We start from the raw sequence: 11,964 nt of genomic DNA, 5'->3' as shown, positions 1-11,964 counted from the left end.
TTATGCCACCCCCGTACGCTCGGCCACACGCAGCACGGCACTGCGCGAACGCGGATTGCGCTTGATTTCAGCGGCACTTGGCTTGATGGGCTTGCCCACGGCCATCATACGTGGCTGTGGCAAATCTTTCGCCAGCACCGGGAAGTTAGCGGGCAAGTCGTCGCGATCCTGCTCGCTGCGCACAAAGCGTTTCACGATGCGGTCTTCCAGCGAGTGAAAGCTGATCACGGCCAGACGCCCCCCAGGAGCCAAGGCATCCAGGCATTGCGGTAAAACTAACGACAACTCCTCAAGCTCCTGATTGAGGAAAATCCGTAAAGCTTGAAAGGTGCGCGTCGCCGGGTCTTGCCCAGGCTCGATTTTGGGGATCGCCCCAGCCACGACCTTGGCAAGCTGTCCTGTAGTGGTGAGGGCATCCCCCCCTGTGCGTGCCGCAACAATCGCCCTTGCAACCTGTTTAGCAAACCGTTCTTCACCATATTCTTTAATTACCCCCGTAAGTTGTTGCTCGGACGCTTCCGCCAGAAACTCAGCGGCTGTTTGCCCACGGCTTTGATCCATGCGCATGTCCAGCGGACCGTCAAATCTGAAACTGAAACCGCGCTCGCCTTCGTCGATTTGCGGCGATGAAATTCCAAGATCCAGCAAGACCCCGTCGACCCGCTGGATGTCTTGGGCGCGCAAAACTTCGCCCAACTCGGAAAAGTGATGATGGTGTATGGAAAAACGTGGATCCTGAATGGACTGGGCTGCCGAAACAGCAGCCAGATCACGGTCTAGGCCCAGCAGGCGACCATCTGCGCCTAATTGCTCGAGAATTTTGCGGCTATGACCACCGCGACCAAAGGTGCCATCTACATAAATGCCATCGGGCTTGATCGCCAGGGCAGCGACCGCCTCTTCAAGCAATACCGAAACATGTGGGGACACAACGACTTCGGAGGGGGATTGTGAGCGCGCGCTCACAGTGAGAATCCTTCAAGTTCGGCTGGCAGCACCATTTCTTCGGCGGCCATCACCTGATCCAGCTGGGCTCGCCAGGCGTCCATGTTCCAAAGCTCAAAATGGCTGCCCTGACCAACCAGCATGGCCTGTTTTTCCAGACCGGCAAATTCGCGCAATACGGGAGACACCAGCAGGCGGCCTGCGCTATCCATGTCGATATCTTCAGCAAAGCCCACCAGCAAACGCTGCAAGCTGCTGGACTGGCGATCAAAACTGGACAGCGCCATCATTTTGGCCTGGATGGGCTCCCAGGCGGGCTGGGGGTAAAGCAGGAGGCAGCGGTGCGGGTGCGCAGTAAGCACCAGATGACCGGCGCACTGGGACAACAGGGCATCGCGGTGCTTGGCCGGCACGGCCAATCTGCCCTTGGCATCCAGATTCAATGATGTAGCACCGCGAAACATTTAAAACACGCACCCCTTTGCCAATTGTCGGGTTAGAAAAATTGCTGACCGCCCTTAGCATCGGCCAGCAATCTCCCACAAAAACCCACATTTCTCCACTTACGCCCACTATAGTTAAAAAAATTAGGGCATGCAAGCGGTTTTTTGCTATTTTTCCTTTACGGGACAATGACTTAGCGAATTTTGCTTATAAAAAATTAGTTGTTTAAAAATAAGGGGATAGCCTATTAACTGAAAGTGCTTTGTGAGAACAATCTTTGATGTGACTGAATCGTGAGGTACTCGATAATCAGGTGGGGAAAAGTGGTGTAAATCGGGTCAAAAAACTGGGGGAAATCGGTAAAAAAGGAAAAGGAAGTTGGCCGATAAGCCGGGTTCTGTCGCATCTTGCGATGCGTGACAGTCATTCATCTAGGCGCACGATTGCTCGTACGCTCAAGCAACCTACCCGGTAGCAGCGCGAGCCACGCCTTGCTACCCTATTTGGTCTTGCTCCGGATGGAGGTTACCGCGTTTCACCGTAACTTAATACGCTCGTCTCTGTGGCCCTATTCCTCGCCTCACGGCGTACGGCCGTTAGCCGTCATCCTGCTCTGCGGAGCCCGGACTTTCCTCCCCCCACTTGCGCGGGCGGCGACTGTCCAGCCAACTTCCGCGTGCATTCTAACACGCGAGCGCATGAGAGTCCGGCGCGACCCCACCTTACCAGGAAGAAGGCGGCGGCCCCGGCGGTGCGTTCTGTGGACGGCCTTCAGGACCTGCCGGTGGACGCGGATGGCATTGCTGCAATGCCTGCGGCGTTTTGGCAGCCTGCACGCAGGCAAGCTCGGCATTAAGCCGCTGAATGGCCGCCTGCCTGGCGGCAGCAAAATCTTGCGGGGGTGGAGGCGGCGGTGCGTCTGCCGACGCGAGTGAGGCCGACGACAGCAACGCGATGGTAATAAGGATATTGGTGGAACGCATAGCAAGAACTCCCAGATAAAGGAGCCATGAGTATAAGCAGACAGCCAAGGACGATCAGCCGGGTTTACCGGTTTTTACAGCGTTGACACGAATTTATTCCCCCCAGGCTGTCATTGCCGCATGATGCACTCATGGCCGCTTGGCAAAAAACTGCACAGGCTGCGGCGGCGGCATGGCGAGCACAGGCTTGCGCACCTTGCCCATAACATGCATCTCACACCGTTTGCAGTCAAACTTGAGGGTGATCCTGTCCTTGCCGCTGATCAGCGTCATGGGCTCGGCGGTAATCGTCCCCTGCACCCCGATAACACCTTTGGCCTCCTTGGGGCACATGGCGTAGCTGTAGCGCAGACAGTGCTTGGTAATCATGACAGGCACTTCACCCAGCTCTTCATTGGCTTCATAGGCAGCGGCAATGGCGCTGACACCATGCTTTTCATAAAACGCGCGCGCATGCTTGTTGTAGACGTTGGCGAGATAGCTCAGGGTATCTTCCGGATAAACCGCGGGTGGCTGGGCGGGAATAGCCGGTTGCGGGCGGGGATAGGTTTGCAGCCGCGTTTCTTCCAGCGCAGATACCGCATCGCGGCGCAGGCCGTTAATGATGGACGCCGCCAGAAACCAGGGCTGTCCAAGCTCAAGCCGGATATCTCTGGCCTGAAAATCGGTATTACCCAGCTTGGTCAGGTTATCGCGCAAGCTGGCATAGGCTTTCTCGGCCTGCTGGGCAGGCTGCTTTTCCGCCAGACATTGGGCGTGGGCCGTCACGCCATCTTCGTCGACCAGATCCAGCGCAAAACCATCGCGCGTTTCATAAAACACCATATCGACGCTGATGCGGCGGGTGGCAGAGTCTTTTTCCAGCAGACGCATATAGGCTTGGTCGCGATTGCGATACAGCGTCATGTTGCGGCGTATGTCCGCAGGCATTTCATTCGGATACAGGCGCTTACCGTTGACGGTATTGATGCGCATGCCGACCAGCTCTTTATGTACATCAAAAAAGCACACGCCATCGCCGTTGTGCAATTCCAGCTGACTTTCCACCTCAAAATAATCCGGACCGACTTTGGTCACCTTGCCGATTTCTTCTCCGGCAAACTTGGGCGTATCAAACGCGCCCACATCTTCGCCACGGCCATGGATGAAATACTCGGTGGTGCTGCGATTGAAGGTTTTTTCAGGTTGCGGAGTGAAGGTATAGCTGCAGCGCCCGGAAGACGCACGCGCATAGTCGGGCAGATCCAGCAGAATCTCATCCAGCAGCTGGCGATAATGCGCAGTGGCATTTTTGACGTAGGCCAGGTCTTTGTAGCGCCCCTCGATCTTAAACGAGCTGACACCGGCGTCGATGAGCGCACGCAGATTGGCACTCTGATCGTTGTCTTTCATGGAAAGCAGGTGCTTGTCTTTGGCGAGGATACGGCCTTTGCTGTCTTCCAGCGTGTATGGCAGGCGGCATTCCTGGGAACATTCGCCGCGATTGGCACTGCGGCCGGTATGGGCGTGACTGATATAGCACTGCCCACTGAAGGCAACACACAGCGCGCCATGGATGAAGAACTCGAGGTTGCATTGTGTCGCATCCGCGACTTTGCGGATGGTCTGGATATCCATCTCACGCGCCAGCACGATCTGGCTGAAACCCACTTGATCCAGAAACACCGCTTTTTCCACGGTACGAATATCGGTTTGCGTGCTGGCGTGCAGTTGAATGGGCGGAATGTCCATTTCCAGCAGGCCCATATCCTGCACGATGAGCGCGTCAACACCCGCTTCGTAAAGCTGCCAGGTCATGTCACGGGCAGCTTCGATTTCGTTATCATGAAAAATGGTATTGAACGCGACAAACACTTCGGCACGGAAGCGATGGGCGTATTGCACCAGGCGCGCAATGTCGGCGACGGAGTTTTCGGCCTTGGCGCGAGCACCAAATGCCGGGCCACCGATATACACCGCATCGGCCCCATGGCGAACGGCCTCAATGCCAAAATCAGCATTACGGGCAGGGGCGAGCAGTTCAAGTTGGCGACGGTGAGCGGTCATGGCGAAGGGCTAGGCTGGGGGGAAGCCCGCATTTTACCGCAAAGCGACCCTAGCGTCTGCGCACGGAGGGTGCACCATCAGACCACGGCTTGCACGCCCTCTTCGCGGCCTGCTGCTTCGGTAAGAACCGCAACGTTGTCCTTGGTAAAGAAGCCGTCGAAGCTGCCGAAGCGCTGCACATACTCAATGATGAGCGAAGAGTGTTCGGAAGCATTGGAGAAAATCTGTTTCAGCCCCTCACTCTTGGAGCCGATCACATCCAGCAGGAAACCTTTGCCCTGTTCGGCGATGGAGTTCACCACGTAATCAATATTCTCCAGCCCCTGCGTTTCGCCATCGCGCACGGCGATCGCCATGTGGTGCAGACGCGGGCCATAGTTGCGCACAAAGGTCTCGGTCGGCGAAGGCAGTTTTTCCAGATGGTTGACGAAATAAGGCGTGTTATTGGCAGTAAACACTTTGGCCGGACTCTTGGATTCCGGAATGCCATGCACGCTCTTAGTGACATTGGTCGACGAGTTCTGGTCGTGAATGTTGTAGGCGCCCCAGAAATAGTAGCTCGACCAGGACAGGTATTCCAGAATCGCCAGTTCGCGGTTCTGGCTATAGACGCGCGTCGCCAGGTGATCCAGTGGCAGCAGCAGTTGATCAATACCAAGCTTGGCCTGCGTATTCTTGGCCTGCTCGTAGACCGCCTGCACTTCATTATCGATGCGACTGACACCGAGCGCATACACTCGCAGTTCCTGCGGCTCGCGCTCCAGATAGGCAATGATGTTATGGGTATAGGGCGAGGGTTTGCTCACGGCCAGATTGCCAGGCAGCTCCAGCTTGCGCACTTCATCCTGGCTGAAAAAGCGGAATTCGCGCGCCTGTTGCAGACGGCTGACTTCGTGCAGATTGCTGACGCGCAACACTTCCCCCATGTAGCGGCTGTTGGGCTTGCGGGCGCCAACCGGGTATACCTCATTCAGGGCGCGGAAAATCCCGCGCAAGTTGGGGTCTTTGACTTCGCGCACCAGAATATCTGGCGACTCCAGATCAATCCGCAGAATATGCGTCCAATGGCTTTCGCTTTCCAGCGTGACCAGGTAATGATACGGCGTCATCAGCGCCAGCTCGGCGATGTACTGGATGGAGTGTCCAGGATCCACCGTAATCATCAGCGCATCTATTTCGTGAATCATGTCAGTCAGGCCGACACGGTCACGCTCTTCCAGCAGGCGCACCAGATATTCTTCAAAAAATGGCGAGTTTTCCTTATCGCCGTGACGGGCAAAGCCGAGAGAGTTCATGTGCTGATTCCTTGGGTATGACGGTGGCGCTTATTGCTGGGCTTGCTGCTGCATCTGATGGACAACGACCTTGACCGACATGGTTTCCACACCGCCACCATTGCGCACGCCGCTAATGGGGCAGGCATCACGATAATCCAGACCGGTCGCCAGCCGCACATGCACGCCATTGGTACGGCAGCGATTGGTCACATCGAAACTGATCCAGCCAATGTCGTCCAGCCAGGCATCGGCCCAGGCATGGCTTTCCATCAGGCTGCCATCCGGGGTGAACAAATAACCGCTGACATAGCGCGCCGGCACGCCAAGATAGCGGCAGCAGGCAATAAAAATATGGGCATGATCCTGACAAACACCCGAGCCCAGGGCAAACGCCTTGGCCGCAGAGGTTTCCACCGCCGTCTGCCCTTTTACATACGGCACACGGTCAATGATGGCATCCATCAGAGCTTGCAGCGCCGCAGGCTCCTGCAGTTTCGGATGCGTGACCTTGAACCCGTCAACAAAGGCCGTCAGGTTCTCGTCCATCTCCGTCAATGGCGTAGGACGCAGATAAATCGGCGTGGGCAAGCCATCATTGATAGGCAATACATTCAGACCGGTTTCCACTTCGCCTGATGCCACGATACTGATCTCTTCATGCGGCGCATCCACCACCAGGGTGTGAGCATGATTGCCGTAGGTATCCTTGTGCGGTTGCAAATGGCCATTAACGCGAATTTCCCAGCGCAATACCTGCTGGCCGAAACCGTTTTGTGGCGTCAGACGCAAAAGCTGGATGGTGTAATTCACCACCTCGCTGTATTGATAGGTCGTGCGATGTTCAATATTAAGTAGCATTGCCGTAACCCGTTAGTTCGCCTTAGCCGCCGTGCACATTGAGATAGGTACGCTGGATTTCGCCACCGAGCCTGTTATTGCTGACAATAAAGTCTTCCAGGAATTCGTGCAGCCCGTCCTGGAAAATATCGCGCATGCGCGCATAGCGCAGCTTGGCATGCAGCTCGCCTGCCAGTCGGCGGCATTCATTATTCTGCCGTCCAGATAGCTGCCCCAGAATAATGGTGATTTCGTCGTAACAAGCCAGCAGCGAACGCGGCATATCCCCCCGCAGCACCAGCAGCTCCGCCACCCGCCATGGCACGATGGTATCGCTGAATACTTTCTGGTAAGCCTGGAAAGCGGACACCGAATGCAACACCGCACTCCACTCGTAATAATCCACCGCGCCCCCAACTTCTTCGCCTTCGGGCAACAGCAAATGGTATTTCACATCCAGCAACCGGGCGGTGTTGTCCGCCCGCTCGATAAACGTCCCCAGCCGCACAAAGCGGAACGCATCATCGCGCAACATGGTGCCAAAGCTCACGCCGCGAAACAGGTGCGAGCGGGATTTGACCCAGTCACAAAACACGCTAAGCCCGCTCTCCACCAGCCGAATACCGATGAACTGACTGAATTCCAGCCAGAGGGTGTTGATGTTTTCCCAGGTTTCGGAAGACATGGCCACCCGCACCGCCCGTGCATTCTCACGTGCACTGCGCAAGGAGTTGTAAATGCTGGACGGATTGGCATCGTCCATGGACATGTACTGGATGACGTTTGCGGCCGTGTACTCACCGTAATTTTTTTCAAACAGTTCAGTGTTGCCAGCAATCTCCACCGCGGGTTGCCACAATGCCGCTTCACTCTGGGCCGCATTCGGCACCAGTGACATGTTGTATGTCACATCCAGCACACGTGCCATATTCTCGGCACGCTCAATGTAACGTGCCATCCAGTAGAGGTGATCCGCCGTTCTGCTTAACACTTTGAACCCTTTTCCGAGAGGTCCGGCGTTGCGTTGCCGGAATTCCCTCTTTTTTTACATTATCGTAGCGGCCTGCAACTGCTTAAGCTTCAAGTCCGCGCTTACATGCCGGTGTCATTCAGCACCCAGGTGTCCTTGGTACCGCCACCCTGGGATGAGTTGACCACCAGCGATCCCTCTCGCAATGCCACACGGCACAAGGCTCCTGGCACCAGGGTAACCGTCTTGCCGGAAAGCACGAATGGCCGTAAATCCACATGCCGGGGCGCAATGCCCTGCTCGACCAGTGTCGGGCAGGTGGAAAGCGCCAGCGTTGGCTGGGCAATGTAATTGGCGGGATTGGAAAGAATACGCAAACGGAATTCCTCAATCTCCTTCTTGCTGGCGCTAGGCCCCACCAGCATGCCGTAACCACCAGACCCCTGCACTTCCTTCACCACCAGCTCAGGCAGGTGATCTAGCACATACTTGAGGTCATCTTCCTTGCTGAGTTCATACGTGGGCACATTGGAAAGGATGGGCTCTTCACCCAGGTAAAACCGGATCATCTCAGGCACATAGGTATAAGTCGCCTTGTCATCGGCAACACCGGTACCCACGGCATTGGCCAAGGTAACCCCACCGTTGCGGTAGACCGTCAGCAAACCGGGCACCCCCAGCATGGAGTCGGGGCGGAAGCTCAATGGGTCAAGGAAATCATCATCTATGCGGCGGTAGATGACGTCGACGCGTTTGGGGCCTTCGGTCGTGCGCATATACACCGCATTGTTGCGCACAAACAGATCCTGGCCTTCGACCAGCTCGATGCCCATCTGCTGCGCAATAAAGGCATGTTCAAAATAGGCGCTGTTATAGGCGCCTGGCGTCAGCAGCACCACCGTCGGCTCTTGCACGCCGGGCTGGGCCACCGCGCGCAGATTATTCAGCAGGACTTGCGGGTAATGCTCGACCGGCGCGATGGAATAACGGCGGAACAGTTCGGGGAAAAGTCGCATCATCATCTTGCGGTCTTCCAGCATGTAGGAAACCCCGGATGGCGTGCGCAGGTTGTCTTCCAGCACATAAAACTGGCTTTCGCTGGTGCGCACGATATCGACACCGGCGATATGGGCATATATGCCATTCGGCACGTCCACCCCATGCATCTCGGGGCGGTATTGGGTATTGGCGAGGATACTGGCCGGGACAATGCCTGCCTTGATGATGTCCTTGTTGTGGTAGATATCATTAAGGAACATGTTCAGCGCGCGCACCCGCTGAATCGCCCCATCCGACAATACCTTCCACTCTTTGGCCGCCAGCAGTCGCGGAATCACATCAAATGGGATCAGGCGCTCGGCACCCGCGGTTTCACCGTAGACATTGAATGTAATGCCTACGCGGCGAAACAGCAGCTCGGCTTCCTGCCGCTTGCTTTCCAGCTGTTGGTGGGGAACATCGCGCAACCAGTCAGCATAGGCGGTATAGATCTCGCGTACCGCCCCCGCTGGCAGTTGCATCTCATCGAATGCAGTTTGAAGGGTAGTATCCATGACTTAGCTTACGCAAACCGCGTGCCAGCGCATAATGTCGATAGAAATCATCATCTTGAAGAGGAACTCCTAACAACACATGAGTTTTTGCACCAATTTGGGGCGACCCGTGAAACGGAGTGCCCCGCCGTAGAGCTGCCGCAAGTTTTGCTCAATCCCGCCCGGATCGCCAGATGGAAATCACCAGCATGACGCCGATAACAAAGGCCAGGAAAAAGCCAATGAAGCCAAAGGCTGGCAAGCCAAACAAGGTAGGACCACCGCGCACCGTCATGACGATAGACGAGCCTACAATCAGCGCCGCCGTAATCATGGCCATGGTAAGACGATTAGTACTGTGATCAAGCTGATGTCCAAAGTGATCCAGCCGCTTAAGATCGAGATTTATCTTCAGCTTGCCGCGCCCGGCTTCTTTCAGTACTTGCGAAACATCGCCCGGCAACTCGGTGATTGCACTGGCAATACTGCTGATGCCACGTCGCCCGCGCTTGAACAGGGTGCTCGGCATATAGCGATCAATAATGATTTTTTTCACGAATGGCGTTAGGTGGCTGACAATCTGGAAATCGGGGTCCAGCTGCCTTCCCAGGCCTTCCAGCGTCACCAGCGCCTTGAACAACATGGTGAGGTCAGGCGGCACCGACAGGTGATTCTCACGCATGATGGTCGTCAGGTCATTCAGCAAGGCACTGAATTTGAGATGCTTGAGCGGCGCATTGTCATAATTGCAGATGAATTCATCGACATCAGCACTCAGCTTGGCCTCGTCCACATCAGCATCCCCTGCCCAGATGATGAGGATATCGCGCAGGGTTTCAATATCGCGTGACACCAGCGCTGCCAGCAAATCGGCAATTTCGCCACGGCGCTCAAACGAAATACGCCCCACCATGCCGCAATCGATAATGGCAACACGGTTGTTTTCCAAATAAAAAATATTGCCAGGATGCGGATCGGCATGAAAAAAACCATCAATCAGCACCATCTTCAGCACCGCATTGGCACCACGCTCAGCCAGCAATTTCAGATCAAGCCCAGCCTCACGCGCTTCTTGCAGTGCATTGCCAGCGATGCCATCAATATGCTCCATGACCAGCACGCTCTCGCTGCTGAACTCCCAGAATATCTTGGCAAACTTGACGTTTTTATCCTTGGCAAAGTTATGGGCAAAGCGTTCGGTATTGCGCCCTTCCAACGCCAGATCCAACTCGCGCTTAAGCGATTTGGAAAACTGACTGATGATTTCCTCGGGCTGAAAGCGGCGCGCCTGCTCAAACTCAGCCTCCACCAGCTTACCCAGATGCATCAGCAGTCGCAGGTCGGCATCAATGCTTTGCTGCACATTCGGGCGACGGATTTTAAGTACCACCGGCGTGCCATCCTGTAACTTGGCAAGGTGGACCTGGGCAATGGAAGCGCCCGCAATCGGCTCTACCTGAAAATCACGAAACACATCAAACGGCGAACGGCCCAAGGCTTTTTCCAGCTCGGGTAGCAGCGCCTCAAAGGCAACCGGCGGCACTTGATCCTGCAGCTTGGCGAATTCGGCAATCCAGTTGGGAGGAAAAATATCAGGGCGGGTTGCCAGCACTTGCCCCAACTTCACGAAAGTGGGACCCAGCTCCTGAATGGCAAGACGCGCGCGCACTTCGGATGGCAAGCTCATGACCTCTCGCGACGCCTCTGAATTCAGGGCATTGCCAGCCCGGCGAATGAAGCTGCCTCGCCCAAGACGCTTGGCGACATCGCCCCAGCCATAGCGCATCAATATGCCAGCAATGGCCCGAATACGGCGGAAGTCGCGGATGACGAAAAGGGTGGCACGAATCATGGGCGTTAACTTATATCCTGTTGGGTGTGTGAAATTAGCGCTACTTAAAATTATGGCTACTTGAGGTGCGAGGCCTTGCGCTCCAGCCTGTCCGCCAGTTTGATCAACCGTCGGGCAGCGCCATGAGCCAATCTGGCTTTTACTCTGCCAGCCGCCCGGCCTGCCATCTTGCCGCCTTCCCGCGCGGTACTGCGGAGTTCGTTGACGACACCTTTGGCAATCAGGCGCAAGCGTTGCCTGGTGCTCACCCCCATATGATGTGCGTAGTCGGCCAACGTACCCTGCAAGCCATCATGCGGTCGCTGCACATCATGCGCCAGCTGGGGTGAGGAATAGCGAATATTGCGGAATTTCATCAGGGAGTGATTGCGCATACCAGGCTCCGGCGTTGGTGATGTCTTGAGCCTGATTCTACACTATGGTTCCTTGGCAACCGAAGACTGAAAATAATTTCACGTTGCGTCAAGGGTTTACAACACGCGTCTTTTGCTTTTAGAATCGGGGCATGCGTTTCACATGCTTATTCATTTTTCTGGGCCTGATTTTCAGCAGTCTTTGCCATGCGGCAGAGACGCGTGCAGACAATGGCAATGCCAAGTCTTCGTTTGCTGCTGACACGGCAGGCTGGTCCGACACGGCGCAGGAAGTGCTGCTCAATGCCCTCAGCCTGACCGGCATTCAGTACAAATACGGCGGCAACTCTCCTGACACCGGCTTTGATTGCAGTGGTTTTGTGCGCTATGTGTTCAAACAGGCAGCGAGCCTTACCCTTCCGCACAATGCGCGCGCCATCAGCCAGTTGGGGCAGTCTGTATCAAAAGACGAGCTGCAACCCGGCGACCTGGTATTTTTCAATACGCTGAAATCGGCGTTCTCTCATGTGGGTATTTATCTGGGTGACAACCGCTTTATCCATGCACCCAGTACAGGTGGCGGCATTCAGGTAGTGGATATGAAAGACGCCTACTGGGCCAAGCGCTTCAATGGCGCCCGACGTATTGACCCAAGTGAAACCGAATCCATCCAGTCCAGTCAGCCGTCCCTCAAGTAATTCTGCTTCAAATCTCCCCCGCTACAA

Annotated in this window: 11 protein-coding genes and 1 other RNA gene; 1 reads left to right on the top strand and 11 read right to left on the bottom strand. The window is 55.6% G+C overall.

Going from position 1 to position 11,964, the window contains the following annotated elements:
* The 11 genes from rsmH to LG203_RS01250 all read right to left on the bottom strand — a co-directional run bounded on the left by rsmH (position 1) and on the right by LG203_RS01250 (position 11,260).
* Positions 1 to 966: a 16S rRNA (cytosine(1402)-N(4))-methyltransferase RsmH gene (gene rsmH / locus LG203_RS01300; protein ID WP_230344145.1), complete on the bottom strand. Its 966-nt coding sequence runs from the start codon at positions 964 to 966 to the stop codon at positions 1 to 3.
* A complete protein-coding gene (gene mraZ / locus LG203_RS01295; protein WP_230344144.1) occupies positions 963 to 1,409 on the bottom strand; it encodes a division/cell wall cluster transcriptional repressor MraZ in 447 nt (148 codons plus the stop codon). The genes rsmH and mraZ overlap by 4 nt, the downstream gene beginning before the upstream one ends.
* 350 nt (positions 1,410 to 1,759) lie before the next feature.
* An RNA gene (gene rnpB / locus LG203_RS01290) (RNase P RNA component class A) lies at positions 1,760 to 2,062 on the bottom strand.
* 49 nt (positions 2,063 to 2,111) lie between these two features.
* The gene (locus LG203_RS01285; RefSeq protein WP_230344143.1) at positions 2,112 to 2,372 is read right to left on the bottom strand and encodes a hypothetical protein; all 261 of its coding nucleotides are present in this window, start codon (positions 2,370 to 2,372) and stop codon (positions 2,112 to 2,114) included.
* 129 nt (positions 2,373 to 2,501) lie between these two features.
* Positions 2,502 to 4,418, bottom strand: coding sequence for a peptidase U32 family protein (locus tag LG203_RS01280; RefSeq protein ID WP_230344142.1), 1,917 nt, complete (start codon positions 4,416 to 4,418; stop codon positions 2,502 to 2,504).
* Positions 4,419 to 4,495: 77 nt separating this feature from the next.
* On the bottom strand, positions 4,496 to 5,713 hold the full coding sequence (locus LG203_RS01275; RefSeq protein WP_230344141.1) for a hypothetical protein: 1,218 nt from the start codon (positions 5,711 to 5,713) through the stop codon (positions 4,496 to 4,498).
* Positions 5,714 to 5,743: 30 nt separating this feature from the next.
* Positions 5,744 to 6,553 carry a transglutaminase family protein gene (locus LG203_RS01270; RefSeq protein WP_230344140.1) on the bottom strand — a complete coding sequence of 270 codons (810 nt, stop codon included), beginning with the start codon at positions 6,551 to 6,553 and terminating at the stop codon, positions 5,744 to 5,746.
* A gap of 22 nt (positions 6,554 to 6,575) precedes the next feature.
* Positions 6,576 to 7,523, bottom strand: coding sequence for an alpha-E domain-containing protein (locus tag LG203_RS01265; RefSeq protein WP_015829359.1), 948 nt, complete (start codon positions 7,521 to 7,523; stop codon positions 6,576 to 6,578).
* Between the two features lie 101 nt (positions 7,524 to 7,624).
* Positions 7,625 to 9,055 (bottom strand): circularly permuted type 2 ATP-grasp protein, encoded by a 1,431-nt coding sequence (locus tag LG203_RS01260; protein WP_230344139.1) that lies wholly within the window; start codon positions 9,053 to 9,055, stop codon positions 7,625 to 7,627.
* 151 nt (positions 9,056 to 9,206) lie between these two features.
* Positions 9,207 to 10,886 carry an ABC1 kinase family protein gene (locus LG203_RS01255; RefSeq protein WP_230344138.1) on the bottom strand — a complete coding sequence of 560 codons (1,680 nt, stop codon included), beginning with the start codon at positions 10,884 to 10,886 and terminating at the stop codon, positions 9,207 to 9,209.
* A gap of 56 nt (positions 10,887 to 10,942) precedes the next feature.
* The gene (locus LG203_RS01250) at positions 10,943 to 11,260 is read right to left on the bottom strand and encodes a hypothetical protein (protein WP_230344137.1); all 318 of its coding nucleotides are present in this window, start codon (positions 11,258 to 11,260) and stop codon (positions 10,943 to 10,945) included.
* Positions 11,261 to 11,391: 131 nt separating this feature from the next.
* Between LG203_RS01250 and LG203_RS01245 the strand changes: the two genes are divergently transcribed.
* Entirely contained in the window at positions 11,392 to 11,937 is a 546-nt protein-coding gene (locus LG203_RS01245; protein ID WP_230344136.1) for a C40 family peptidase, read from the top strand.
* Positions 11,938 to 11,964: the final 27 nt, after the last annotated feature.

The sequence above is a fragment of the Methylovorus mays genome, assembly GCF_020531915.1.
GTDB lineage: Bacteria > Pseudomonadota > Gammaproteobacteria > Burkholderiales > Methylophilaceae > Methylovorus > Methylovorus mays.
This window is presented reverse-complemented; position numbering and strand designations above follow the sequence as displayed.